The following is a 22,924-nucleotide window of genomic DNA, read 5'->3' as shown; positions in this document are numbered from 1 at the left end:
ATACTATTCAAGACCCGTGCCAGATTTCCTTTTGCCGCTGAGAACCGGCGCTACGCTGCCCTTGGCGATAATCCGGGCCTGTGCCGCGGCGCGCTCTTCGACGACGGCGCGGCGGCGTTCGGCCTGGCTCAGCTCCTGCATCTTGACGTCGGCGATGCGGCGCGCGGTGTCCGCGTCGTTGCTGGTATTGCGCGAGATGCCCTCGAGCCCGCGCGCGAAGGAATTAGCCGCCTGAAGCGAGGCCGCGTCGCGCACGCCGGTGCGATTGGCATATTCGGCGGCCATCGCGCGCGTGCGCTCGGCCAGCGATTCCAGCTGCGCGAGCGTGCCTTCGGCCGCCGCGGCTTCGGCCGCCGCGGTCTGCTTGGCGATGGCGCGCACGCGTTCGAGGCGGTTGAGCCGCTTCAGCCGGTCGCGTTCGGCCTTCATTACTGCAACAGCGCCTTGAGCTGGACGACGCAGTCATCGAGCCCGATGACTTCGCCGCGCGCCTGGCAGAGGAAGGCGACGAGCTGCTCGTGCATGGCGATCGCGCGGTCGAGCTGCGCGTCGGCGCCCTGGCGGTAAGCGCCCATCAGCACGAGATCGCGGTTGGCCTCGTAATTGGCGACGAGCGCACGGAACTGGCGCGCCAGCTTCTCGTGCTCGGGCGCGACGATGTCGTTCATCACGCGGCTCAGCGAGGCGGCGATGTCGATGGCCGGATATTGCCCGCGCTGCGCGAGATCGCGCGAGAGGACGATATGGCCGTCGAGGATCGAACGCGCGGTGTCGACCACGGGGTCGTCCTGGCTGTCGCCGTCGGCGAGCACGGTATAGAGCCCGGTGATCGAACCGCCCGAAGCGGCCGAATTGCCCGCGCGCTCGACCAGCTTGGTGATCATGGCGAGGGCCGAAGGCGGATAGCCGCGGGCGGCGCCGGGCTCGCCCAGCAGCAGGCCGATCTCGCGCGCGGCATGGGCGCAGCGGGTCAGGCTGTCGAGGATCAGCAGCACCTTCTTGCCCTGGGCGCGGAAATATTCGGCCATCGACGTGGCGAGCATGGCGCCGCGCAGGCGCAGGTTGGGGGCGTGATCGGCGGGCACCGCGACGACGACCGTGCGGTGCCGCTTGCTCGTGTTCATGTGCTTCTCGACGAAGTCCGAGACTTCGCGCGCGCGCTCGCCGATCAGGCCGACGACGACGATCTCGGCTTCGGCGCCGTGCGCGATCATGTCGAGCAGGACCGACTTGCCGACACCAGAGCCGGCCATGATGCCGATACGCTGGCCGACGCCGAAAGTGGTCATGGCGTTGAGCGCGCGGATGCCGACGTCGAAGCTGTAGCGCACCGGGCTGCGATCGAGCGCGCCCGTGCGGATACCGCCCGAAGGCCATTCCATGCGGCTGTGGATCGGGCCGAGGCCGTCGATCGGCTGGCCTTCGCCGTCGACCGCGCGGCCGAGAAAGGCCTCGCCGACGGGCAGCATGCCCGGCCGGCCCTCGGGACGGACCCGCGCGCCGGGGCGCAGCAGGACCGAATCGCCGAGCAGCATCATCAGGGTGCGGCCGTTGCGGAAGCCGATGACTTCGGCCGAGAGCGTTTCGGTCGACCCCTGCAGCACGCGGCAGATCGAGCCGACCGGCACCGACAGGCCGCTGACTTCGAGCAGCCCGTTGTCGCAAGCGACGACCAGGCCATAGCGGCGCGGCGCCAAACTAACCGAATTGGCAGAAAGATCGTCAAGAATGGGGTCGAAAAGGTTCAGCACTGACGCATGGCCTCCTCGATCGCGCGGCGCCAGAGCTCGGGGCTGTCCTCGACGCCGCCGGTGGCGGTCTCGACGCGGATCGCGCCGCGCTCGAGCGCGCCGTCGGGCACGACGTGCCATTCCTCGGCGAAGCGCTGGCTGATCAGCGCGATGTCTTCGGGGTGCAGGCGGATCACGCGTTCGTCGTCGGCGCGCGAGAACAGCGCGACCGCACGTTCGATGCGGTGGATCAGCGCGTCCTCGTCGATCGCCAGCGGCGCCAGGGCGGCTTCGCACAGCGCAGCGACGGTGGTGCGCAGCTTCTGGCGCAGCTCTTCGGCGAGCTCGCCGTCGAGCCGGGCGAACGCGAGCGCGAGGCCTTCGGCAGCCTCGGCATCAGCGGTGGCCTGCTGCGCGGCGATCGCCTGCGCCTCGGCGGCGCCGGCGGCATAGCCTTCGGCGAAAGCGACCGCGACGGGATCCTCGGCCTCGAAATGCTGTTCGACCTGCGGTTCGGGCGCGGCATAAGCCGCACCGCCGCCGAGCGAGACGAAGCGCGCGTCGCTGCGGAAGCCGCTGCCGCTCGAGACCGTCCCGAAGGACAGGCCTGCCGTGAACTGGCCGTCAGACATATTCGTCGTCGCCACCACCACCAACACCGAACACGATCGTGCCTTCGGCCGAGAGGCGGCGGGCGATCGCGACGATCGCCTTCTGTGCCGCGACCACGTCGGCCAGCTTGGTGCGGCCGCGTGCGGCGATCTCGTCCTTGACGCCGTCGGCCGCGCGGCTCGACATGGCGGCGAAGAACACTTCGCGTTCCTCTTCCGAGATGCCCTTGAGCGCGTCGATCAGCGAGTCGTTGTCGACCTCGCGCAGCAGCGAACCCATCGCCTGCGCGTTGAGCACGAAGAGGTGCTCGAACTTGAACATCTCGCTCTCGATTTCCTTGGCGAGGATTTTGTCGAGCTTGGTGATCTCGGGCATGACGCGCTTTTCCATCGCCTTGCCCGCATTGTTGATGATGTCCGCGGCTTCCTTGGCACCGCCCATGGTGAGCGCCGCACCGGCACCGCCGTGGCATTCGCCGATCTTGCGGGTCAGCAGCTCTTCGAGCATCTGCAGCGCCTCGGGCGAGACCGGGCCCAGCGTGGCGATGCGATGCACCACCTCGGGCTGGATTTCGGTCGGCAGCGAGTGGAGCACTTCGGCCGCGACCTCGGGATCGAGCTGGACCAGCAGCACGGCGATCGCCTGCGGATGCTCGCCCTTGACCAGCGGCATCAGCGACTTCGGCGTCAGCCAGCGCGCGAGCTCGAGGTTGGGCGCGCGTTCGGGCGTCGGCTGGATGCGTTCCATCAGGCCGTCGGCCTTGATCTCGCCCACCGCGCGCGTCATCAGCGAGCGCACGTGACCGACGCGATCGTGGACGATCATGCCCATCTTCTCGGTGCGATCGACGAAGTTGGCGATGGCGTGGGCGATCACCTCGGGCTGGATCTCGCCCAGCGCGCACATCTTCTCGCCGAGCAGACGCAGCTCGTGCGGTTCGAGCTGCGACAGGATCGTCGCGGCCTGATCGTCCTCGAGCAACATCACCATGACCGCGGCGCGATCGGCGTCATCGAAGGGGATGGAGGTTTCGGCGTTCATTGTGCGGCAGCCTCAGCAGCGGGCGGGTTGAGCATCTGGCGAAGCGCGACGACCGCGCTCTCGGGCTTTTCGGCGACGATGCGCTGGGCGAGGCCGACCTGCTGGCTCAGCAGTTCGGGATCGACCACACCGGTTTCGGCATCGATCATGGCTTCGGCGGGAAGTGCGGCGGGGATCGGATCGGCTTCCGCCAGTTCAACGTTTCCCTCCGCGGCCTCACCGGCAGCCCCGGCCGCGCCGGCGTTCGCGCCGCCGGCGGCGGGCTCGCGCTTCAGCGCCTTGATCAGCGGGCGGACGCCCAGCAGCAGGACGAGGAGGACGGCGATCAGCGCGACGACGTTGCGCACCACCGTGGCGAACCACGGCGCTTCGTAGAACGGCGTCGGAACGTCGGGTACGTTCTCGAAGCTGCGGGTGATGACCGCAACCTGATCACCGCGCGCCTGGTCGGCACCAACCGCGGCGCTGACCAGCTGCTTGATCTGGTCGATGTCGGCGGCCTTGCCGTTCTTCATCGCCTTGGCGCTGAGCGCGACGGCGACCGAGATGCGCTTGACCTTGCCCGGCGTCGTGTTGGCGACGGCGACTTCGCGGCCCAGTTCGTAATTGCGCGTCGTGCTCGAGTCCGAGCTCTGCGGCGTCGGCGCACCGGGGGCGGGCTGGGTGCCCTGCGGCGGTGCGGCCTGGGCCGTGGTCGGCGGAGGCGGCGTGTTCGAGAGCACGCCGGGGACACCGGCCGCCGGCTGGGCGGTCGAGGTCTGCGACTGCTGTTCGGTCTCGCTGCGGACCACGCCCTGCTTGTCGTAGCTTTCGCGCGCCGAGGTGACCTGGTCCATGTCGAGCTCGACCTGGATCTCGCTCGAGAAGTTGCCTTCGCCGAGCATCGGCGCGAGCAGTGCCGAAACCTGGGTGCGCAGCTTCTCTTCCATGCGGGTCTGCAGTTCGAGACGGTCGCTGTCGGCCTTGCTCGTCTTGTCCGAGAGCAGGCGGCCGTGCTGGTCGACGACGCGGACCTGGTCGGGCGTCAGGCCCGGGACCGAGCCGGCGACGAGGTTGACGATCGCCATGACCTGGCTGTCCGAAAGCTGGCGGCCGCGTGCGAGGCGGACCATGACCGAAGCCGTCGGCGGCAGGTTGTCGCGCACGAAGACCGACTTCTCGGCCTCGGCGAGGTGCACGCGCACGGATTCGACGCCGTCGATCTCCATGATCGTCAGCTGCATGTCGCGTTCGCGCGCCGAACGCAGGCGTTCGCCCTCGAGCTCGCGGCTCGCGCCCATCGGCAGCTTGTCGAGCATCTGGTCGCCGCTCTCGGGCGCCGCGACGGCGCCGTTCTGGGCGACGAGCATGCGCGCCTTGTAGAGATCGTCCTCGTTGACGGTCAGCGCGCCGGTGTCGTTGTTGATCTTGTAGGCGATGTTCGCCTTGTCGAGCGCATCGACCACGCCCGCCCGCTCGCTGTCGTCGAGCTGGCTGTAGAGCGTGCGCTGCGGCGCCGGCGCGAGGGTCATGTAGGTCAGCGCGACCGCGCCCAGCGCCGAGGCGCCGAGGAACACGGGCAGCATCTTCTTGACCGCGCTCTGGCCGGTGAAGGCCTTGAGCCGCGACATGGCACTGCCGCCCGCCGGATCGGTGAGCGGTGCGAGGACCGAGCCTTGCGGCGTGGCAGGGACGAGATCACTCATTTATCAGACCCCCATCCGCATGATTTCTTGATATGCGGATAACAGACGGTTTCTAACCTGAAGCGTGGCTTCGAAGGCGACGCTCGATTCCTGACGCGCCAGCATGACCTTGGCGACGTCGGTGACTTCGCCGCGCTGGTAGGCGTCGGTGATCGCCTCGGCATTCTGCTGCTTGCCGTTGACGCTATCCAGGGCGGACTTGAGCGCGTCCTGGAAGCCGCCTGCCGGGCCGTTGGTCTGCGCGGGGGCCTGGGCACCCTGCGGACCGTGAAGCTGCTGCAGGATCGTCGACTTGTCGATGATCTGCTGGCGCATGGCGATGATCTGCTGCACGCCGGCGGCGTTGCCGGCTCCGCTCAAGGGGTTCATCTACGACCTCCTGCCACGGCGAGACCGGCCTCACGGAAGGAAGCGAGGCGGTAACGCAGGGTGCGTTCCGAGATACCGAGCTGGCGGGCGGCCTGAACGCGGCTGCCACCGCAGGCTTCGAGCGTGGCCATGATGGCGCGCGCTTCGGAGAGCTGGACGATGTTCGACAGGCGCTTGCCGCCGGCCGGAGCCTCGGCCGCTGCCGGCATCTGCGGCATCGACACGGCGCCCATGCCCATCGGCGCGGCCATCTCGGCCGGAACCAGGCGGGCGGTGCCGTCGAACACGATGTGCTCGGGGCCGACCTGCGGCTTGCCGTCGGCGAGCAGCAGGGCGCGGCGGATCACGTTCTCGAGCTCGCGGACGTTGCCCGGCCAGCCGTGGACCTTGAGCAGCGCGATCGCCGCGTCCGAGATCCAGGGCATCGACTTGCCCGGGGTCGCGTGACGCAGGGCCAGCGCGAAGGCGAGCGGGGCGATGTCCTCGGGACGGTCGCGCAGCGGCTTGAGCGCGAGCGGGAAGACGTTGAGGCGGTAGAACAGGTCGGCACGGAAGCGGCCTTCGGCGACTTCGGTCGGCAGGTCGCGGTTGGCGCAGGCGATGATGCGGACGTCGACCTTGATCGGCAGGGTCGAGCCGATCGGAACGACTTCGCCTTCCTGCAGCGCGCGGAGCAGCTTGGCCTGCAGCGTGATCGGCATCTCGGCGATTTCGTCGAGCAGCAGGGTACCGCCGTCGGCCGCGCGGAAGAAGCCTTCGCTCGACGAGGTGGCGCCGGTGAAGGCGCCCTTCTGGTGGCCGAACAGCAGGGCTTCGAGCATGGCTTCGGGCATCGCGGCGCAGTTGACGGCGACGAAGGGCTTGCCGGCGCGCGGGCTACGCTCGTGGATGAAGCGGCTCAGCACTTCCTTGCCGGTGCCGGTCGGGCCGTTGATCAGCACCGGGATCTCGCTGGCGGCGAGGCGATCGGCGAGCGCCAGGACCGAGAGGCTCTCGGTGTCGGCGGCGATCGGCATGCCGGGCTTGGCGGCGCAGGCGAGCAGCGCGGCGAGGGCGGCCTCACCGGCGGCCTCGTCGTAGCGCAGGCGGAAGCGCTGGGCGCCTTCGCGGACGATCTCGGGCGAGGCGTTCTGCTCGAGGGTGACGACGTGGGCCTGGCCGGCCTGCGGCGAGCGATCGTTGACGTCGCGCAGCTGCGTCGTGGTTCCCAGGGCCTGCGCGGCGGCAATTGCCGATGCGCGCTGAACCAGGGGAGCGTGCTGCTTGGCCACCACGTCGCTGAATTCCATTCCGGTCATCTTTACCCTCGGATTAACCATCTTGCGTAACCCTCTTTCGCGCACGGACGGCAAAAACATTGGTAATTTAAGGCTACGTGTTTTCCCCTATTTTGCCGTTTTTTCGGCAAGGGCTTGCCGGACCGGCAAGCGTGTTTCCGCCCATATAAGGCTCGCGCGAGGGGGAAGGCCCCGGCAACGATTTGCCGCACCGGCAAAAAAAGCGGCACTTAATTTCCGCTTCCGCTTGCCGCTCTAGCTCCTGGCAGCCGCATCGAATGCACTCGGGCGGCACCCCCATTCGGGTCTACTTACGGGAGTTTGACATGGCAGTTATCAACACCAACATCGGCGCGATGAAAGCGGCTAACGCCGGTAACTCGGCCGCCAAGGCTCTGGGCAACGCGATGGAGCGTCTGTCGACCGGCAAGCGCATCAACAGCGCCAAGGACGACGCGGCCGGTCTCGCGATCGCCACGACCATGACCTCGCAGGTCCGCGGCATGACGCAGGCCATCCGCAACGCCAACGACGGCATCGCCCTCGCTCAGACCGCCGACGGCGCGCTGAACGAAGTCACCAACATGCTGCAGCGCGTTCGTGAACTGTCGATCCAGTCGAAGTCGGGCACCTACCAGTCGTCGGACCGCACCAACCTGCAGGCCGAAGTCACCGAACTGACCTCGCAGATCGACGACATCCTGACCAACACCAAGTTCAACGGCGTGACGCTGTTCGACAAGACCTCGACCGGTTCGGTCCAGGTGACCATCCAGGCCGGTTCGGACTCGGGCAACACGATCGACCTGAAGATCAAGGGCATCGACGGCACCAAGGTCAATGCTTCGGCCCTCGACGTTTCGAGCGCTTCGGCTGCCGGTACCACGATCGGCAACGTCGACACCGCGCTCGCCGCGATCAACACGACCCGCGCCTCGCTGGGTGCCAGCCAGAGCCGTCTGGAATCGGCGGTCAACAACCTGACCAACAACGTGACGAACCTGTCGGACGCCCGCAGCCGCATCGAAGACGCCGACTACTCGGCCGAAACGACCGCGCTCGCCAAGGCCCAGATCGTCAGCCAGGCTTCGACGGCCATGCTCTCGCAGGCCAACCAGTCGGCCCAGGGCGTCCTCTCGCTGCTCCGCTAAGAGCACCGACGAGACTGAATACCTTAACGACTACATAACCGATTGATCGACTGCCGCGGGTCCCTTCCCCGCGAAACATGAGAGCCCGGCGTCACAGCCATGATCCGCCGGGCTCTCGTTTCCTTCATCCGGACGCGACTAGTTCCCGCGTTCTCGTCGGAAGCAGAAGATCGACAGGACAAAGCCGGTCCCTTCCCGGCACTCGAGCTCGGTGGCCGCCATGACCACCGGGCTCTTTCTTTTGCCGGCAAAGGTTAACCCGCCAACGGGCCCTCCGGCGCCTCGAGGATCATCGGCGCATAGGTGCGCTTGCTGAACCGCCAGGTTCCGTCCTGACGGACCAGCGCATCGTCGTAGCTGCCGAACAGCTTGAACAGGCCGCCGGACTTGAGCTGGACGATCTCGCGCGCATAGGACCGCGCGGTCGCGCCATTACCCTCGACGCGGATCCAGCCGATCTCGCCCCAGAATGCGACCGCTTCCCAATCGGCCCAGAGCTTGTCCCATTCGGCGCGCCGCGCGGCGGCGCCGGCGCAGGCGAACATGTGCGAGTTCCATTCGCCAGCCTCGGTGAAGCAGGCGTTCCAGGCCTCGCGATCACCGCGGCAACTGGCATCGCCGTAGAGCCCGTAGAGTTCGCGGATCAGCAGGCGGTCTTCCAGCGGGCCCGTGTTGGCCATCGTGTCTCTCCCTCGTTTGCCGAGCAGGATAGATCACCGATGCCCGTGGGCAAGCATGAGCGGTCGCGCGGTCAGCGGCACTCGATGGTGACGTGCGCCAGTTCGTGGACCGGCGCGAGCCGCGCGCTAATGGTGTCGCGCGTGACCCCGGCCTGCGCGACGACGCTGACGATCGCGGCATGGGCCTCGGGGCCGACGCGCCAGACGTGGAGATCGGCGAGCCGTGCATCGCCCGGCGCCTCGACCAGTTCGCGCACCTCTTCGGCGACGTGATCGTCGGTGCGGTCGAGCAGCACCGCGGCGGTGTCGCGCATCAAGGTCCAGGACCAGCGGGCGATGACCACGGCGCCGACCAGGCCCATGACGGGGTCCATCCACTGCCAGCCGAGATAGCGCCCCGCCAGCAGCGCGGCGATCGCCAGGACCGAGGTCAGCGCGTCCGCGAGGACGTGGACATAGGCCGAGCGCAGATTGTTGTCGCCGCCATGCGAATGGCCGTGGTGATGCCCGTGATCATGGCCATGTCCATGGTGGTGGTGGTGGTGGTGGTGGTGATGGTGGCCGCCCGAGAGCAGCGCGGCGCTGATCAGGTTCACCGCCAGACCGACGACGGCGATCAGGGTCGCCTCGCCGAAAGCGACCGTGATCGGCGCGAACAGGCGCATGACCGATTCCACGCCGATGCCGAGCGCGATCAGCCCCAGTGCCATGGCCGACGCGAAACCGGCGAGATCGCCGACCTTGCCCGTGCCGAAGCTGAAGCCCGGATCGCGCGCATGCCGCCGGGCATAGGCATAGGCTGCCGCGGCCACCGCGAGCGCGCCGGCGTGCGTCGCCATGTGGAAGCCGTCGGCGAGCAGCGCCATCGAACCGGTCCAGTAGCCGGCCAGGATCTCGCCGACCATCATCAGCGCGGTCAGCACCACGACCCAGCGCGTGCGGCGCGCATGATCGTCGTGCGCGGCGGCGAGGAAGACGTGATCGTGGTCGGGCGCATGACCGGGAACGGGGATCATCGTCGCGCTCATTTCGCGTAGCGGCGGATCACCGCCATCAGCTCTTCGGCGCCCGCGGCGCGCTCGGCGTCGCTGAGCCCCGGCAGGGCGACATGCTGATCGAGATGATCGACGATGATCTCGTCGAGCAGCCCGTTCACCGCGCCGCGCACGGCGGCAACGAGGTGCAGCACGTCGCCGCAGCTCGCGTCGGCGGTCAGTGCTCGCTCGATCGCGCCGACCTGGCCCGCGATCCTGCGTACGCGCGGCAGCAGATCCGCGCTCTTGTCCGAAAGATGTCCCATATAGGGGTACCCCCTACCCCTATATGGCGCGGCAGGCAATCTCTCCGATTACAGTCCGGCCTCCTCGGCCAGCCGTGCGACGAGTTCTGCGGCGGGCAGCGCCCGGCTCAGCGGCGCGCCCTGTCCCGCCCATTGCGCGCCGAAGCCATGCTCGCCCGTCGTCTTGGCCGCGAGGTTGAGCGCTTTGCCCGCATCATAGGCGATCGGGTAGGCGGGCGGCCTCCGATCGGCTTCGGCGTCCCAGGCGGTGAAGCGGTTGGCCAGGCAGCGCGCGGGCCGGCCCGAGATCGCGCGGGTCATCACCGTATGCTCGGCCGCGTCGCCGGCCATGGCCTGGCGATAGGCCTCGTCGGTGCTGCTCTCGGGACAGCGGACGAAGGCCGTGCCGAGCTGCGCCGCCACGGCGCCGAGATCGAGCGCGGCGCGGATGCCCTGGCCGTCCATGATCCCGCCCGCGGCGATGACCGGCAGCCCGGCCTGCGTGACGAGCAGGCGCGTGAGTGCGAAAGTGCCGAGCCGGTCGTCGGGGACATCGGGATCGAACACGCCGCGATGACCACCGGCCTCCCATCCCTGTGCGACCAGGGCGTCGATCCCCGCGGCCTTGCACGCGGCGGCTTCGGCGAGGCTCGTGGCCGTGGCGATCAGCGTGCAGCCCGCCGCCTTGAGCGCGGCGATCCGTGCGGCATCGGGCAGGCCGAAATGAAAGCTGACCACTGGCGGCGCCTGCTCGACCAGCAAGGCCAGCATGGCGTCGTCGTCATTGAAGCTCTGGTAGATCGTGCGCAGCCCGGCCGGCGGCGTCGCGCCGTAGCGTGCGAACAGCGGTGCCAGCTCGGCCAGCCAGGCGGCTTCGCGCGCGGCATCGGCCTGCGGCGTGGCGTGGACGAAGAGGTTCACGTTGAACGGTCGCGCGGTCAGCGCGCGGGTGCGGGCGATCATCGCCGCGGCGCCGGCGGCATCGGTCGCGCCGACCGCGATCGAACCGAGCGCGCCGGCGTTCGCGACGGCTGCGGCGAGTTCGGGGGTAGAGGTGCCCGCCATGGGCGCCTGGATCAGGGGAAGCGACAGTCCAAGCTCGGCGATCCAGGTCATCGCCCGAATCTAGGAGTGGTGTCGGGACTGGCAAGGGGGTCCCCCCGAAGCCGTGGCCTCGGGGGGAGGGGCAATCAATCCTGCAACAGGATGGATATACGTCGGTTGCGCGGATCCTGCGGGTTGTCGCGTACGAGCAACTCGCGATCGGCGACGCCTTCGATCCGGCGGAAGCGATCCTCGGTGATGCCCGAGCGCATCAGCGCCTGGCGGGTCGCCTCGGCGCGGCCGGCGGACAGCGACCAGTTGTTGGCGCCGCCCGATTTCCACGGCAGCGAATCGGTATGCCCGCGGATCGTCAGGCCGCCGCCCTGCGGTGCGACGGTATCGCCGATCACCTTGAGCAGCTGCGAGGCGTCTGGCGTCAGCACGGTCGTGCCGAGCATGAACATCGAGAAGTCGGCATTGTCGACCAGGTCGATGCGGATGCCCTGCGTGGTGTCGACCATGCGGACCTGCTTGGCGAGACGCTTGAGGGCCTCGTTCGCCTGCATCTTCTCCTGGAGCTGCTGCTCCATCTTCTTGACGCGGTTGCTGCGGCCGCTGCCTTCCTTCGGACCGCCGGTGGCGTCGCGGGGGATGGTCATGGCCTGGGTGCCGGTCTGGCCGGCACGGTGCGGATAGTTGTCGACGTCGGTCACCGAGGAACCGCCGAGCAGGCCGGCGCCCGAGCCTGCGCTGTTCTCGCGCAGCTTGACCAGGGTCGGCGTGAAGTAGTCGGCGATGCCCTTGCGCTGCTTCTCGGTCGTGGCGCCGAGAATCCACAGCAGCAGGAAGAAGGCCATCATCGCGGTCACGAAGTCCGCATAGGCCACCTTCCAGGCGCCGCCGTGGTGGCCGCCCGCGACGATGGTGATCTTCTTGACGATGACCGGTGGCGGAAGCTCCTGCTTCCCGCCCTTCTTCGCGGCAGCCATGGCTTAGCGTCCCCGCATCGCGTCGAGCAGTTCCGAGAGACCCGGACGGAAGGCGTGGCCCAGGCCCGAGCGGGCGCTCTCGACGACCAGCGGCTGGGGCCAGCCGTGGAGCGAGGCGACGATCACCTGCTTGACCGCGTGGAAGATCATCTCGTCCTGCTCGTTCACCTGCTTGAGGCGGCCGGCGATGGGCGCGACGATACCGTAGGCGAGCAGAATCCCGAGGAAGGTACCGACGAGGGCCGAGCCGATCATGCCACCGAGGATGCTCGGCGGCTTGTCGATCGAGCCCATGGTCTTGACCACGCCGAGAACGGCCGCGACGATGCCGAGTGCCGGAAGCGCGTCGGCCAGGCCCTGGATCGCGTGCTGGGGTTCGTGCAGCTCGTGGAAATGCGTCTTCATCGCATTGTCCATGACCTCTTCGACCGCGTGGACTTCGAGCGTGCCCGACGAGACGACGATCAAGGTCAGCGTGTCGGCGATCAGGTCGACCAGCGGCTTGTTCGCCAGCAGGCGCGGGAATTCGGCGAAGATCGCCGAGCTCTTGGGATCCTGGACGTGGCTTTCCAGCGCGACCGGGCCTTCGCTGCGCAGCAGCTTCATCAGGCGCGTCGTCAGGATGATGACGTCGATGTGATCCTGCTTGTTGTGCTTGGGGCCCTTCGCCGCGCGCATGAAGCCGCCGCCGAAGGCCTTGAGTTCGTGCATCGAGTTGCCGGTCACGATGGCGCCGACTGCGGCGCCGCCGATGATCAGCATTTCGTGCGGAATGGCGTGAAGCACGGGTCCGAGCGACCCGCCGGTGATGGCGAAGCCGCCGAACACCATGGCCAGCAGGATGACGATACCGACTGCTACGAACATTGAACTAAGCCCCTTGGAAAATCAGTATGCGTCAGTTGAGCATCGAGAACAGCGAGAGGCTCGACAGCTTGGTGAAGCTGGCCTGGCTGGCTTCGAGAACGGTCATGGTCTGCTGCAGCTCGGCGATCGTCGACGGCAAGTCGGTTGCGCCGATCCGCGTCTGTTCGTCGGCGCGCAGCTCGCCCAGGTTGGTGCGGCGCTCGGAGGTCAGGTCGATCCAGTTGAGCCGCGAGCCGACCAGGGTCGAGCTCGTGGTGATCTGGTCGAGGCTGGTCTCGAGCATCGTGATGCCGTCGTTCGCCATCTTCTGGCGATCACCGGTGCCGGTCTGCAGATCGGAAGCGAGCTTCTGGATCTTGGTCAGGATGTCGTTGGGCGCGGTGCCCAGGATCTGCGGACCGGTCAGGCCGCGGCTGATCGACTGGCCGTCGCCGAGTGCGAGGTCACCCGCGGTGCCCGTGCCGATGTACTGCGGTTTACCCGTGCCATCGAGCTGATAGGCATCGCCCGAGCTCTCGCCGCCGAACAGCGCATGACCGTTCGAATCGCGCGAATTCGCCAGGTTGATGAGGTTGCCGAAAATCTGTTCGATTTCGTAACCGATGCTGGCGCGCTGCGCGTCGGTGATCGTGCCGTTGGCCGCGTTGTTCGCGAGCACCTTGGCATTGGTGATGTAGTCGGCGAAGGTCTTGAGCGCGGAATCGGCCAAGGTCAGGTCGGCAGTAGCGCGGCCCGCGTTGCTTTCGTCGATGTTCGACAGCTTATCGGTGCGCGCCAGCATACGCAGCCGCGAGGCGGCCACGGGATCATCCGACGAGCGCTCGAGCTTGTCGCCGCTGCCCAGCTGCTGCTGCAACGTTTCGGCGCGCTTGCGGATCGTGCCGATGTCGTTCTTGGCACGATCGTAGAAAGCGGCGGTGCTGGTGCTGATCGAAGTCATCTACGGTCTCACTTGATGCCCAGGATCGAATCGAAGATTTCCGACGCGACCTGCATGACCCGGCCCGATGCCTGGAAAGCTTGCTGATAGCGCACAAGGTTTGCAGCTTCGTTATCGAGGCTGACGCCGGCCTGGGCCGAGAGCGTGATCTTCGCAGTGGAGGCGATCGCGTCGAGTGCATCGCGCGTGACCTTGCGGCCCTGGACGGCGCTCGAGATCGTGAAGATCAGCTTGTCGGTCTTGCCCGCGGGATCGACCGAGGAAATGCCCGACATCAGCGCGGCCAGGTTCGACTGGTCGCGGCTGCCGGCGGGGGATCCGGCCGGCGCCGTGGCGATCTTGGAGCCGTCCTCGAAATTCAGCTTGATGTTGGCGGCGGTAATCATCGTACCCGACGAAGCCGCGAACATCGCGGTGCCGACCGCGCCGTTCAGATCGACGCCGTTGTCCTGGATGTCGTTGACCTTGGCGGCGAGGTCGCTGGCGATCGAGTTGAGACCCGTGCGGATCTCGTCAAGCTTGTCGAGCGCCTGTTGCTTGCCGACCAGCGAGCCCGAGATCGGCTTGACCGGATCGCCGTTGATCGTGAACGAGATCGTGCCGTTGGCGGCGGTCTTGAGCCCGAAGGGATAGGAGGTCCCGTTGGCGACGAGGTCGACGCCGCCAACCTTGACCGAGACGGTGTCGTCGGCATTGAACGTCGTCGCGACGTCGACGAACTTGCTCATTTCCTCGAGCAAGTGGTCGCGCTGGTCGAGCAGCGTCGTCTGGTCCGAGCTGGCATCGGCGGCGCGCGTCAGACGCAGGTTCACGCGGGAGAGTTCGGCCGAGAGGATGTTGATCTGATTGACGCCGTCGGTCGCCTCGAACGTCAGACCCTGGCCGGCCTGGTCGAGGCTCTGCGAGGCGATGTTGAGCGTGCGCGTCATCGTGCGCGCGCTCTCGACCACCGAGGCGCGCAGCGCGGGATCGGTCGCATCGGAAGCGAGCTGCTGGAGCGAGCTCTCGAAGCCGACGACGGCGTTGTAGACGCCCGACTGCTCGAGCGCGTCCTCGATGTTCTCGAGACCGCTGACTTCGGCATTGGCGCGCGCCGAGTCCGAGCCGGTGCGGCGCACTTCGGCCTGGCGGAACATGTCGGCGTTGCGGACCAGGCGCTCGACGCGCACGCCCGAGAGCGAGATGTCGGCGGCACGGCCCGCGCCACCCGCGGAGGAGACTTCCTCCTGGAGCACCGAGCGGCGAATGTAGCCTTCGGTCGAGGCATTGGTGATGTTCTGCGCGGTGACGTCGAGCGCCGTGCGCGCGGCCAGGGCGCCGCTCTTGCCGATCGAGAGAAGGTCGGATGCCACGTCTTATGCTCCCTGCTTCGCGGCGGTAGCGGTGTCTGCCGTGCCCGTTGCGTCAGCCGTCTTCGCGGCGTCGCCGTTGCCGAGCAGGCGCGCGAGGTGCGTCTCGATCATCTTGCCGAGACCGAAGGCGCCGGTGTCCGAAGCGATGTCGGCGAACTGCTCGTCCTGCATCTGGCGGAAAGTATCCATGCCCTTGCCGCTCATCAGGCTGTCTTCGCCGCCGAAGCTGGTCTTGCGCGCGGCCGCGAGCATCTGGCGGATGAAGATCGCCTCGAACTGCTTGGCGACGCCGGTCAGCTTGCCGCCGTCCGCCGCGCCAGCCGGGTTGGCGGACGCGGTGCCGGTTGCGGTGCTGGCCGCGGTGCTCTGGGCGATGGAAGGGGTGCTGATCGAGACCATGTCAGATCACCACCATTTCGGCCTTGAGCGCGCCGGCCTGCTTGAGCGCCTCGAGGATCGCGACCAGGTCCGAAGCGCCGACACCCAGCAGGTTGAGCGCATCGACGATCTTGGCCAGCGAAGCGCCGGGCTTCATCAGGATGACCTTGCCGCCTTCGTCGTTGGTCGTGATGTCGCTGTTCTGCTGCGTCGTCGTGCGGCCCTTGCTGAACGGCTCGGGCTGGCTGACGGTCGGGTTCTCGTCGACGCGGACGGTGAGCTTGCCCTGGCTGATCGCCGCGGGGCTCAGGCGCACGGCGCTGTTGATGACGACGGTGCCGGTGCGGCTGTTGACGATCACCTTGGCGGCGGTCTCGGCCGGGGTCACCTCGATCATCTCGATCGCGGCCATCACGCTCGCGCGGGTGTTGACGTCCTGCGGCAGCTTCATCGCGATGGTGACGCCGTCCTCGATCGAGGCGGTGCCGGGCATGAAGCGGTTGACCGCGTCGCGCACGCGCGTGGCGGTGAGGAAGTCGGCGTTGAACAGGTTGTAGCGGATCGTGTCGGCGCTCTCGAAGCCGGTGGCGACCGCGCGCTCGACCGAGGCACCATCGGCGATACGGCCGACGGTGGGCACGTTGACCGTGAGCATCGAGCCGTCCTTGGCCGAAACGCCGAGACCGCCGACGGCGAGGTTGCCCTGCGCCATGGCGTAGATCTGACCGTCGGCGCCCTGGAGCGGCGTCATGATCAGCGTGCCGCCGCGCAGGCTCTTGGCCTTGCCGATGGTCGAGACGGTGATGTCGAGGCGCTGGCCGGGCTTGGCGAAGGCGGGCAGGTCGGCCGTCACCATCACGGCGGCGGCGTTCTTGAGGCCCGGTGCGACGCCGGCGGGAAGCTGCAGGCCCATGCGGCCCGACACGCCCTTCATCGCCTGGGTCAGATATTCGAGGTTGTCGTCGCCCGTACCCGCGAGGCCCACGACGATGCCGTAGCCGGTCAGCTGGTTCGAACGCACGCCCTGGTAGGCGCCGAGATCGCGGACGCGTTCGGCGTGGGCGGTCTGCGGGCCGAGGAAGGCGAAGGCCGCGAGCAGGCAGGCCCACATCATGGAATCCCGCATCAGCGAGCGGACGTCGGCGACGATGGCGTTGAAGGTCGTGGTCATCGCGGGATTCCTCAGAACGGGCTGATCATGTTGAAGAACCGGCCGAGCCAGCCCTGCTTGCTGGCGCGCTGGAGCGCACCCTTGCCCGAATATTGGATGTTGGCATCAGCGACCTTGGTCGAATCGATCGTATTGTTTTCGTCGATGTCGATCAGGCGCACGATGCCCGAGACCTGGACCCATTCGTCGCCCTGGCTCAGCAGCATGCGCTTCTGTCCGCGCACCAGAGCGGTGCCGTTCGGACGCACTTCGGCGATGGTGACCGAAAGCGAGCTGTTGAGGGTGCTGGTCTGCGATGCATTGCCAGAACCCTTGAACGACGAATTGTTCGAGGCCTTAAGCGCGTTGGGGTCGATCGACAGCGGGCCGGCCGAGGGCGTGGTCAGCGAGACGCCGCCGTCGCGCTGGCTCTGCGAGCCAACAGTCTTCGAGGCGTTGGTCCGCTCGACCAGCATGATGGTCAGCGCATCGCCGACCATGCGGGCGCGGGTGCCGCCGTAAAGCGGGGCATAGCCCATCGAAGCGTTGAAGATGCCGCCGGTGGCCGGACCCGTAACGGGCGCGGCGACGGGCAGGGTCGCCTCGAAGGTTTCCTTCGGAGCTTTCTTGGCGAGCGCGGGCGTGGCCGAGAGCGCGGTCGCAGCGATCACGGTCGCGGCCAGCAGCGGCATGCGCTGCGGGAACGAACCGTTGCCGGCGGGGGCGCGGCGCTTGCGCCAGGTCGGAATGCCGAGGGGCAGGGGAGCGGAAGCGGTCATGACGATTACAGCGTCTGGTTCGCGTTGCGGAGCATTTCGTCGACCGCCGAGATCATCTTCGAGTTGATCTCGTAGGCGCGCTGGCATTCGATCATGTCGACCAGTTCCTCGACGATCGAGACGTTCGAGCCTTCGAGCATGCCCTGCTTGATCTGGCCGCGGCCGTCCTGGCCGGCCACGCCGATTTGGGCGGGGCCGCTGGCGCCGGTCTCGAGCAGGAAGTTGTCCGCGGCGGCCTGAAGACCGGCGGGATTGGTGAAGCTGGCGATGGTGATCTGGCCGAGCTCCTGGGCTTCGGTCTGGCCCTGGACCATCGCCGAGACGGTGCCGTCGGCCGAGACCGAGATCGACTGCGCGCCTTCGGGGATCTGGATCGCCGGGATCACCTGATAGCCCTGCGCGGTGACCAGCTGGCCATCGGGCGAGCGGCTGAAATTGCCGGCGCGGGTATAGGCGGTCTGGCCGCCGGGCATCTGCACCTGGAAGTAGCCGTCGCCGTCGAGCGCGAGGTCGTAGGAGTTGCCCGTGGTCTGCATCGTGCCCTGGGTCTCGATGCGCGAGGTCGACTGGACGCTGACGCCGGTGCCGAGGTTGAGGCCGGTGGCGTACTGGGTTTCGTTCGACGACTGCTGACCGGCGACGCGCGAGTCCTGGTAAGCCAGGGTCGCGAAGTTGGCGCGGTCGCGCTTGTAGCCCGTGGTGCTGACGTTCGCCAGGTTGTTGGCGATGACGCGCATGCGCTGATCCTGGGCGTCCAGGCCGGTGCGGGCGACGTGAAGAGCGGAAGTGGGCATTCGAAATCTCCGTCAGGACGGTGTCAGGCCAAACTAAGCAAGACCCGTGCCAATTGCCGGGTCGATTGCCGCTATCAGCCCGGGGTAATCCGCATCAGGCTGGCGCCACCCTCATCGAGTTCCTTGGCGGTGGCGATCAATTTCGTCCGCATATCAAAGCTTCGCTGGGCTTCGACCATCTCGACCAGAACCTCGGTCGGCTTGACGTTCGACTGCTCGAGCGAGGCCGGGATGACCTTTGCCGTTTCGTCGACCGGCAAAATTCCGCCGGCCGGCGCCCGGAAAATGCCGGTCAGGTCCTTTTCCATCTTGCTGCCGCGAAACGCGGCGAGCTTGAGCTTGTCGACCGTGGTGGCCGGCGCGTCGGGCGTCGCCGGATCCTGGACCATCACGTCACCGTCGGGGGTGATGGTGACCTTGTTGCCGAGTGGCACGGTGATCGGCGCGCCGCTCTGGCCGAGGACCGGCAAGCCCTCGCCGTTCTGCAGCACGCCGGTCTGCGAGACCGAGAGGTCGCCGCGGCGGGTATAGCCCTCGCCGCCGTCGGGCGCCTGCACGCCCAGCATGGCATCGCCCTGGAGGGCGATGTCGAGCGGGTTGCCGGTCTCGACGATCGAGCCGGCCTGCATGTTGGCGCCGCGAACGGCGGTCGAATTCAGGGCCCGGACTTCGAGTTGGGGACCGTCGAGCGTCATCGGCGTCGACTGCAGCATCTCGGCGCGGAAGCCGATGGTCTGGGCATTGGACAGGTTGCTGGCGACGACGCGCTGGCGCGTCATCGCCGCAGTCATGCCCGTCGCAGCCGTGTAGATCAGACGGTCCATTCTAGAAGACTCCGGTCATTCAGGGCCTAGCCTGCGGATCAGGTCCGCAGGTTCAGCACGGTCTGCGAGATCTGGCTGGCCGTATCGATCGCCTTGGCATTCGCCTGGAAATAGCGCTGCATGGTGATCAGGCCGACCAGTTCCTCGGTGATGTCGACGTTCGAACGCTCGAGCGAGCCCGAGCTCAGGCCGCCGAAGGTGCCGCCGCCGGGCAGGCCGTATTCGGCGTCGCCCGAAAGGCCGGTGGCGACCCAGTTCGACGAACCGGTCTGCTTGAGGCCGTCGACCGCCGAGAACTGCGCGAGCGCGACCTTACCCAGCGACTGGCTCTTGCCGTCGGCAAACGACACGCGGACCATACCGTCCTTGTCGACCGTGACGCCGGCGAAAGCCGCGGCAGGAGCCTGGGTCGGCAGATCGATCGATTCGACGGCGCCGTTGGCATAGGTGACCATGGCCTTGCCATCGACGACGGTCGCGCTTGCGAAGGCGGACGCGGTGCTTTCGGTCGGAAGCGTGATCGCCACGTCCGTGTTGGTCGGCGGGGACGTGTAAGTCGCCGTGTAGGGGGCGGAGGCGGACACGCTGGCGAGGGGGAAGGGGGCCATGGTCGGCGGAGCGATCGATTCCGACGTTCCGTCGTTATAGTATACCAGGACCGAGCCGTTGGCCTGAGGCGTTGCGCTGGCGCGAGCCGATCCCGATGCATTCGTCGCGGGAAGAGCGACGTCAGCAGCCGCCGTATAGGTTTTGCCAGCGGCATCCTTGTAGGTGATGTTGGTGCCGGAGATTTCCGCGATCAGGGCCGGCGCGGGAATGGTGGCGGCGGGCGTGATCAATTGCGTCGAACCGTCGGCGAAGGTGGCGGTGATGGTTGCGCTAGTGCCAGAGCCGTTGACGGCCGAGCTGGCGAAGGCCGATGGCGTGCTCTGCTTGGGCAGCGCGATCGATTCCGTCGTGCCGTTTTCATAGGTCACCTGCGCCGAGCCGTTGGCCGTCACGATCGCACTCGCGAACGGCGAAGGCGCACTCTTCGACGGCAGCTGCAGGCTGACCGGCGAGCTCACGGGCTTGCCGTTGGCATCGAGCTGGACTTTGCCGTCGGCGTCGGCCGCGAAGATCTGCAGGCGGTTGCCGGCGCCGTCCTTGACGAAGCCGTTGTCGTCGACGCTGAACGCGCCCGAGCGCGTGTACATCGTTTCGCCCGAGATCGGGTTGACCTTGGTGAAGAAGCCGTCGCCGTTGATCGCCATGTCGAGCGCGCCGCCGGTCTGCTCGATCGGACCCATCGACTGGGTCTGGGTGATCGACTGCACGGTCGAGCCGATGCCCATCTGCATCTTCGGGTTGGTGCCGGTGACGAGGTCGGCGAAGAGCGTGCGGCTCTTCTTGAAGCCGAGCGTTTCGGCGTTGGCGATGTTGTTGGCAGTGACGCCGAGGCCCGTCTGGGCGTTCTTCAGGCCGCTGAGCGAGGTGTAGAAGGACATATTCGGTCTCCCGGTAGAATCTGGATCAGGCGGTGGTCGACGGCGTCGGCGTCGGCGTGGGGGTCGGCGTCTTGGTGCCGGTGTTCGTGATCACGGTATCAAGCTTGTCGGCGATGGCCTTCAGCGTCGAAGTCTGCTCGGTCGAGTTCGACAGCGAGGTGAACTGCGCCATCTGTGCGAGCATCTGGCTGTTATCCATCGGATCGGTCGGATCCTGGTTCTGCAGCTGGGTGGTCAGCAGCTTCAGGAAGTCGGTGCCGTCCATCGAGCCCATGCCCTTGCCGACCTTGGAGTCGGTGGTGGCGCTGGCGGCCGAGGACGTGGCGTTTACGCCGCTAAAGATAGAAGTCATTTGAGCCTCATCGTATCGAGCATGAGCTGCTTGGCGGTAGTGAGCGCCTCGACCAGGTTCTGGTATTGGCGGGCGGAATCGAGCATCTCGACCATCTCGGTGTTCTCATCGACCGGGCTGGTCCACACGTCGCCGTTCTCGTCGGCGAGCGGATGGTCGGGATTGTGTTCGCGGACGGCGCGCGCGTTCTCGCGCATGACCGACTGGACGTTGACCGTCGAAAGGCCGCTGGTCTTGTCGAGCTGTTCGGCGAAGACCGCGCGGATCGGGCGATAGGCGCCTTCCTCGCTGCTGGCGACCGAACCGGCGTTGGCCAGGTTCGACGAGGCCGCGTTCATGCGCACGAGCTGTGCCGACATGCCCCGCTGCGCAACGTCGAAGATGTTCATCGCGGGCATGGGTTAGTCTCCCTTCAACGCGCGCGTGATCGTCTCGACGCGGCCGCGGATGAAGCTGAGCGTGGACGAATAGCCGACGGCGTTCTGCGTGAAGGCGAGCTGCTCGGTCGGCAGCTCGACCGTGTTGCCGTCGAGCGAGGGCATCAGCGGTACGCGATAGAGCGTGGCGGCCGAGGTCGCCTGGTCGGTGCTCATGCCCGAGGTCTTCGCCTTCAGCGCTGCGGCGAAGTCGATGTCCTTGGCCTTGTAGCCGGGGGTGGCGGCGTTGGCGATGTTGGACGTGATAAGCCCCATGCGCTGGGACTGAAGTTCCAGCGCAGCAGCGTGTATTCCGAACAGGCCTTCACTCATCGAACGAGCTCCGTGTGCATCACCCGCCTGAATGAGCAAGCACCGTGCCAAATCGAAAAATGGCGGGTTTTGGCGATTTGTTAGGGGTGAATGCGGCAAAGCGTTGCCGGGTGCCGGCGGCAAAATTTGTCCGAGTCGGTCTGAAATCCTGCCGGCCTTGCCGTTCTAGGTTTCACGCGAAGGGGTGCTTTTCTCGATGAACCTTGCCAGCCTTTTGGATCCGGTGTCGGCCTCGATCGTCGTGGGCGGAACGCTGCTCGCGACCGTGCTGCGCTGTGGCACGGGCGATTTCGGCGCCGCGCTCGCGGGCATCGGCCGGCTCGGCGGCAAGCGCTTCGACGCCAGCGAGGCGCGCTCCGAGCTCGCGATCAAGGTCCAGCAGATCCAGCGCGAAGGCGTGCTGCGCGTTCAGCCGATCCATTCGGGTGACCGCGAGATGGACGAGGCGACCGATCGCATGATCGGCACGCGCTCGGTCGCCGGCCTGCTCGAAATCCACGAGGCGAACAAGCAGCGCCGCCTGCTGACCGACACCCGCGCCGTGCGCACCCTGGCCCAGGCCGCGGACCTCGCGCCGGTCTTCGGCCTTGCCGCGACGCTGTTCTCGCTGACCCAGCTTCCCGCCGACGGCATCAACAAGCACGCCTACATGGGCGCGATCTCGATGGCGGTCTGCGCGACGCTCTATGGCCTGTTGCTCGCCAACCTGGTGCTCGCGCCGCTGGCCCGCGCGGTCGAGCGCGTCGCCACCGAGGAAGAGAGCGAGCGCCAGAAGATCGTCGACTGGCTGGCCAAGCAGGTTGCGGGCGCCATGCCCGCGCGTACGCGGCCGCAGTTCGTGCCCGAGAAGCTTTCGGCATGATCGCCGGGTCTGCCCTCTCGGCCAGCTCGTCGCTCAGCGGACGGTCGGGCAGCGGCTGGCAGTACCTGCTCGCCGACCTGTCGCTGATCCTGTTCATGGTCACCGCCGCGGCGCTCGCCTCGGCCGAGGACGCGCCGGCAAAACCGGCAAGGCCTGCCGTTGCCGCCCGGCAAGAAGCGGCCTCTGCCAAGAACAGCTCGCCGCTGTCGCAGCAGGGCGAGGTGCTTGCGCTCTATCGTGCCGCGCCCGGCGCGCCGCCGCTCGGCCAGTGGCTGCGCGACCAGTCGGCCGATGCGCGCCAGCAGCTGACCATCGTCGCGCAGTACCGCCCCGGCGAGCAGGCGCGGGCGATGAGCCAGGCCGCGGTGCTGGCGCAGGACGCGGGCCAGGCGGGGCTGCGCGCGCGCATCGTCATCGAGCCGGGGCAGGGCGGAACCACCGCCGCGCTGGCTTTCGATTCGCCCGATTCACAGGCTTCGGCGACAATGGCACAGACTTTGCAGAAGGCCGTTCCCAGCAACTGATTGCAAAGG

The 22,924-nt window shown here is 67.4% G+C and carries 28 protein-coding genes; 4 read left to right on the top strand and 24 right to left on the bottom strand.

Features of this window, described 5'->3' with window-relative positions; genetic code table 11:
* Positions 1–3: 3 nt before the first annotated feature.
* Genes OLX23_RS07065 through OLX23_RS07035 form a run of 7 tightly spaced genes read right to left on the bottom strand, consistent with a single transcriptional unit; the run spans position 4 to position 6,735 of the window.
* Positions 4–429 (bottom strand): hypothetical protein, encoded by a 426-nt coding sequence (locus tag OLX23_RS07065; RefSeq protein ID WP_264444033.1) that lies wholly within the window; start codon positions 427–429, stop codon positions 4–6.
* On the bottom strand, positions 429–1,751 hold the full coding sequence (locus OLX23_RS07060; protein ID WP_264444031.1) for a FliI/YscN family ATPase: 1,323 nt from the start codon (positions 1,749–1,751) through the stop codon (positions 429–431). Before OLX23_RS07060 ends, OLX23_RS07065 begins: the two co-directional genes overlap by 1 nt.
* The gene (locus OLX23_RS07055; RefSeq protein ID WP_264444029.1) at positions 1,745–2,362 is read right to left on the bottom strand and encodes a flagellar assembly protein FliH; all 618 of its coding nucleotides are present in this window, start codon (positions 2,360–2,362) and stop codon (positions 1,745–1,747) included. The genes OLX23_RS07060 and OLX23_RS07055 overlap by 7 nt, the downstream gene beginning before the upstream one ends.
* On the bottom strand, positions 2,355–3,383 hold the full coding sequence (gene fliG / locus OLX23_RS07050; protein WP_264444028.1) for a flagellar motor switch protein FliG: 1,029 nt from the start codon (positions 3,381–3,383) through the stop codon (positions 2,355–2,357). Before fliG ends, OLX23_RS07055 begins: the two co-directional genes overlap by 8 nt.
* Entirely contained in the window at positions 3,380–5,068 is a 1,689-nt protein-coding gene (fliF, locus tag OLX23_RS07045; protein WP_264444027.1) for a flagellar basal-body MS-ring/collar protein FliF, read from the bottom strand. The genes fliG and fliF overlap by 4 nt, the downstream gene beginning before the upstream one ends.
* A gap of 3 nt (positions 5,069–5,071) precedes the next feature.
* Entirely contained in the window at positions 5,072–5,437 is a 366-nt protein-coding gene (gene fliE / locus OLX23_RS07040) for a flagellar hook-basal body complex protein FliE (RefSeq protein ID WP_264444026.1), read from the bottom strand.
* The gene (locus OLX23_RS07035; protein WP_264444025.1) at positions 5,434–6,735 is read right to left on the bottom strand and encodes a sigma-54 interaction domain-containing protein; all 1,302 of its coding nucleotides are present in this window, start codon (positions 6,733–6,735) and stop codon (positions 5,434–5,436) included. Before OLX23_RS07035 ends, fliE begins: the two co-directional genes overlap by 4 nt.
* Here OLX23_RS07035 and OLX23_RS07030 point away from each other — a divergent pair.
* The gene (locus tag OLX23_RS07030; protein WP_264444929.1) at positions 6,701–6,973 is read left to right on the top strand and encodes a hypothetical protein; all 273 of its coding nucleotides are present in this window, start codon (positions 6,701–6,703) and stop codon (positions 6,971–6,973) included. The genes OLX23_RS07035 and OLX23_RS07030 overlap by 35 nt on opposite strands.
* A 67-nt stretch (positions 6,974–7,040) precedes the next feature.
* On the top strand, positions 7,041–7,865 hold the full coding sequence (locus OLX23_RS07025) for a flagellin (protein WP_264444024.1): 825 nt from the start codon (positions 7,041–7,043) through the stop codon (positions 7,863–7,865).
* A gap of 254 nt (positions 7,866–8,119) precedes the next feature.
* Here OLX23_RS07025 and OLX23_RS07020 read toward each other — a convergent pair whose 3' ends face one another.
* The 17 genes from OLX23_RS07020 to flgB form a co-directional block, all read right to left on the bottom strand.
* The gene (locus tag OLX23_RS07020) at positions 8,120–8,545 is read right to left on the bottom strand and encodes a nuclear transport factor 2 family protein (protein ID WP_264444023.1); all 426 of its coding nucleotides are present in this window, start codon (positions 8,543–8,545) and stop codon (positions 8,120–8,122) included.
* A gap of 71 nt (positions 8,546–8,616) precedes the next feature.
* Positions 8,617–9,561, bottom strand: a complete 945-nt coding sequence (dmeF, locus tag OLX23_RS07015; protein ID WP_264444022.1) for a CDF family Co(II)/Ni(II) efflux transporter DmeF — start codon at positions 9,559–9,561, stop codon at positions 8,617–8,619.
* Positions 9,562–9,569: 8 nt separating this feature from the next.
* A complete protein-coding gene (locus OLX23_RS07010; RefSeq protein WP_264444021.1) occupies positions 9,570–9,845 on the bottom strand; it encodes a metal/formaldehyde-sensitive transcriptional repressor in 276 nt (91 codons plus the stop codon).
* A gap of 48 nt (positions 9,846–9,893) precedes the next feature.
* Positions 9,894–10,940, bottom strand: a complete 1,047-nt coding sequence (locus OLX23_RS07005) for an NAD(P)H-dependent flavin oxidoreductase (RefSeq protein ID WP_264444019.1) — start codon at positions 10,938–10,940, stop codon at positions 9,894–9,896.
* A 74-nt stretch (positions 10,941–11,014) separates the two neighbouring features.
* The gene (locus OLX23_RS07000) at positions 11,015–11,857 is read right to left on the bottom strand and encodes a flagellar motor protein MotB (RefSeq protein WP_264444017.1); all 843 of its coding nucleotides are present in this window, start codon (positions 11,855–11,857) and stop codon (positions 11,015–11,017) included.
* Positions 11,858–11,860: 3 nt separating this feature from the next.
* On the bottom strand, positions 11,861–12,724 hold the full coding sequence (gene motA, locus OLX23_RS06995) for a flagellar motor stator protein MotA (RefSeq protein WP_264444015.1): 864 nt from the start codon (positions 12,722–12,724) through the stop codon (positions 11,861–11,863).
* 31 nt (positions 12,725–12,755) lie between these two features.
* Positions 12,756–13,664, bottom strand: a complete 909-nt coding sequence (locus OLX23_RS06990; protein ID WP_264444013.1) for a flagellar biosynthesis protein FlgL — start codon at positions 13,662–13,664, stop codon at positions 12,756–12,758.
* An 8-nt stretch (positions 13,665–13,672) separates the two neighbouring features.
* The gene (gene flgK, locus OLX23_RS06985) at positions 13,673–15,016 is read right to left on the bottom strand and encodes a flagellar hook-associated protein FlgK (RefSeq protein ID WP_264444011.1); all 1,344 of its coding nucleotides are present in this window, start codon (positions 15,014–15,016) and stop codon (positions 13,673–13,675) included.
* Between the two features lie 3 nt (positions 15,017–15,019).
* The gene (locus OLX23_RS06980; protein ID WP_264444010.1) at positions 15,020–15,415 is read right to left on the bottom strand and encodes a rod-binding protein; all 396 of its coding nucleotides are present in this window, start codon (positions 15,413–15,415) and stop codon (positions 15,020–15,022) included.
* Between the two features lies 1 nt (position 15,416).
* Positions 15,417–16,508, bottom strand: a complete 1,092-nt coding sequence (locus OLX23_RS06975) for a flagellar basal body P-ring protein FlgI (RefSeq protein WP_264444903.1) — start codon at positions 16,506–16,508, stop codon at positions 15,417–15,419.
* A 68-nt stretch (positions 16,509–16,576) separates the two neighbouring features.
* Positions 16,577–17,236, bottom strand: a complete 660-nt coding sequence (locus tag OLX23_RS06970; protein WP_413629812.1) for a flagellar basal body L-ring protein FlgH — start codon at positions 17,234–17,236, stop codon at positions 16,577–16,579.
* Between the two features lie 92 nt (positions 17,237–17,328).
* Positions 17,329–18,117 carry a flagellar basal-body rod protein FlgG gene (gene flgG, locus OLX23_RS06965; protein WP_264444008.1) on the bottom strand — a complete coding sequence of 263 codons (789 nt, stop codon included), beginning with the start codon at positions 18,115–18,117 and terminating at the stop codon, positions 17,329–17,331.
* Between the two features lie 74 nt (positions 18,118–18,191).
* The gene (locus tag OLX23_RS06960) at positions 18,192–18,941 is read right to left on the bottom strand and encodes a flagellar basal body rod protein FlgF (protein WP_264444007.1); all 750 of its coding nucleotides are present in this window, start codon (positions 18,939–18,941) and stop codon (positions 18,192–18,194) included.
* A 38-nt stretch (positions 18,942–18,979) separates the two neighbouring features.
* Complete coding sequence (locus OLX23_RS06955; RefSeq protein ID WP_264444006.1) at positions 18,980–20,428, bottom strand: flagellar hook protein FlgE; 1,449 nt, start codon at positions 20,426–20,428, stop codon at positions 18,980–18,982.
* Positions 20,429–20,453: 25 nt separating this feature from the next.
* Positions 20,454–20,780 carry a flagellar hook assembly protein FlgD gene (locus OLX23_RS06950; RefSeq protein WP_264444004.1) on the bottom strand — a complete coding sequence of 109 codons (327 nt, stop codon included), beginning with the start codon at positions 20,778–20,780 and terminating at the stop codon, positions 20,454–20,456.
* On the bottom strand, positions 20,777–21,178 hold the full coding sequence (gene flgC, locus OLX23_RS06945) for a flagellar basal body rod protein FlgC (protein WP_413629784.1): 402 nt from the start codon (positions 21,176–21,178) through the stop codon (positions 20,777–20,779). The genes OLX23_RS06950 and flgC overlap by 4 nt, the downstream gene beginning before the upstream one ends.
* Positions 21,179–21,181: 3 nt before the next feature.
* On the bottom strand, positions 21,182–21,529 hold the full coding sequence (gene flgB, locus OLX23_RS06940; RefSeq protein ID WP_264444002.1) for a flagellar basal body rod protein FlgB: 348 nt from the start codon (positions 21,527–21,529) through the stop codon (positions 21,182–21,184).
* Positions 21,530–21,725: 196 nt separating this feature from the next.
* Between flgB and OLX23_RS06935 the strand changes: the two genes are divergently transcribed.
* Both OLX23_RS06935 and OLX23_RS06930 read left to right on the top strand, forming a co-directional pair.
* Positions 21,726–22,391: a MotA/TolQ/ExbB proton channel family protein gene (locus OLX23_RS06935; RefSeq protein WP_264444001.1), complete on the top strand. Its 666-nt coding sequence runs from the start codon at positions 21,726–21,728 to the stop codon at positions 22,389–22,391.
* Entirely contained in the window at positions 22,388–22,915 is a 528-nt protein-coding gene (locus tag OLX23_RS06930) for a hypothetical protein (protein ID WP_264444000.1), read from the top strand. Before OLX23_RS06935 ends, OLX23_RS06930 begins: the two co-directional genes overlap by 4 nt.
* The last annotated feature ends 9 nt before the right edge of the window (positions 22,916–22,924 follow it).

It is taken from the genome of Novosphingobium sp. JCM 18896 (assembly GCF_025938095.1).
Classification (GTDB): Bacteria; Pseudomonadota; Alphaproteobacteria; order Sphingomonadales; family Sphingomonadaceae; genus Novosphingobium.
This window is presented reverse-complemented; position numbering and strand designations above follow the sequence as displayed.

Excerpts from the sequence above, each read along its gene's own strand:
- OLX23_RS07065 (WP_264444033.1), bottom strand. The coding sequence starts at position 429 with ATGAAGGCCGAACGCGACCGGCTGAAGCGGCTCAACCGCCTCGAACGC.
- OLX23_RS07055 (WP_264444029.1), bottom strand. The coding sequence starts at position 2,362 with ATGTCTGACGGCCAGTTCACGGCAGGCCTGTCCTTCGGGACGGTCTCG.
- fliG (WP_264444028.1), bottom strand. The coding sequence starts at position 3,383 with ATGAACGCCGAAACCTCCATCCCCTTCGATGACGCCGATCGCGCCGCG.
- fliF (WP_264444027.1), bottom strand. The coding sequence starts at position 5,068 with ATGAGTGATCTCGTCCCTGCCACGCCGCAAGGCTCGGTCCTCGCACCG.
- fliE (WP_264444026.1), bottom strand. The coding sequence starts at position 5,437 with ATGAACCCCTTGAGCGGAGCCGGCAACGCCGCCGGCGTGCAGCAGATC.
- OLX23_RS07035 (WP_264444025.1), bottom strand. The coding sequence starts at position 6,735 with ATGACCGGAATGGAATTCAGCGACGTGGTGGCCAAGCAGCACGCTCCC.
- OLX23_RS07025 (WP_264444024.1), top strand. The coding sequence starts at position 7,041 with ATGGCAGTTATCAACACCAACATCGGCGCGATGAAAGCGGCTAACGCC.
- OLX23_RS07020 (WP_264444023.1), bottom strand. The coding sequence starts at position 8,545 with ATGGCCAACACGGGCCCGCTGGAAGACCGCCTGCTGATCCGCGAACTC.
- dmeF (WP_264444022.1), bottom strand. The coding sequence starts at position 9,561 with ATGATCCCCGTTCCCGGTCATGCGCCCGACCACGATCACGTCTTCCTC.
- OLX23_RS07010 (WP_264444021.1), bottom strand. The coding sequence starts at position 9,845 with ATGGGACATCTTTCGGACAAGAGCGCGGATCTGCTGCCGCGCGTACGC.
- OLX23_RS07005 (WP_264444019.1), bottom strand. The coding sequence starts at position 10,940 with ATGACCTGGATCGCCGAGCTTGGACTGTCGCTTCCCCTGATCCAGGCG.
- OLX23_RS07000 (WP_264444017.1), bottom strand. The coding sequence starts at position 11,857 with ATGGCTGCCGCGAAGAAGGGCGGGAAGCAGGAGCTTCCGCCACCGGTC.
- motA (WP_264444015.1), bottom strand. The coding sequence starts at position 12,724 with ATGTTCGTAGCAGTCGGTATCGTCATCCTGCTGGCCATGGTGTTCGGC.
- OLX23_RS06990 (WP_264444013.1), bottom strand. The coding sequence starts at position 13,664 with ATGACTTCGATCAGCACCAGCACCGCCGCTTTCTACGATCGTGCCAAG.
- OLX23_RS06980 (WP_264444010.1), bottom strand. The coding sequence starts at position 15,415 with ATGGTCTCGATCAGCACCCCTTCCATCGCCCAGAGCACCGCGGCCAGC.
- OLX23_RS06975 (WP_264444903.1), bottom strand. The coding sequence starts at position 16,508 with ATGATGTGGGCCTGCCTGCTCGCGGCCTTCGCCTTCCTCGGCCCGCAG.
- OLX23_RS06970 (WP_413629812.1), bottom strand. The coding sequence starts at position 17,236 with ATGCCGCTGCTGGCCGCGACCGTGATCGCTGCGACCGCGCTCTCGGCC.
- flgG (WP_264444008.1), bottom strand. The coding sequence starts at position 18,117 with ATGCCCACTTCCGCTCTTCACGTCGCCCGCACCGGCCTGGACGCCCAG.
- OLX23_RS06960 (WP_264444007.1), bottom strand. The coding sequence starts at position 18,941 with ATGGACCGTCTGATCTACACGGCTGCGACGGGCATGACTGCGGCGATG.
- OLX23_RS06955 (WP_264444006.1), bottom strand. The coding sequence starts at position 20,428 with ATGTCCTTCTACACCTCGCTCAGCGGCCTGAAGAACGCCCAGACGGGC.
- OLX23_RS06950 (WP_264444004.1), bottom strand. The coding sequence starts at position 20,780 with ATGACTTCTATCTTTAGCGGCGTAAACGCCACGTCCTCGGCCGCCAGC.
- flgC (WP_413629784.1), bottom strand. The coding sequence starts at position 21,178 with ATGCCCGCGATGAACATCTTCGACGTTGCGCAGCGGGGCATGTCGGCA.
- flgB (WP_264444002.1), bottom strand. The coding sequence starts at position 21,529 with ATGAGTGAAGGCCTGTTCGGAATACACGCTGCTGCGCTGGAACTTCAG.
- OLX23_RS06935 (WP_264444001.1), top strand. The coding sequence starts at position 21,726 with ATGAACCTTGCCAGCCTTTTGGATCCGGTGTCGGCCTCGATCGTCGTG.
- OLX23_RS06930 (WP_264444000.1), top strand. The coding sequence starts at position 22,388 with ATGATCGCCGGGTCTGCCCTCTCGGCCAGCTCGTCGCTCAGCGGACGG.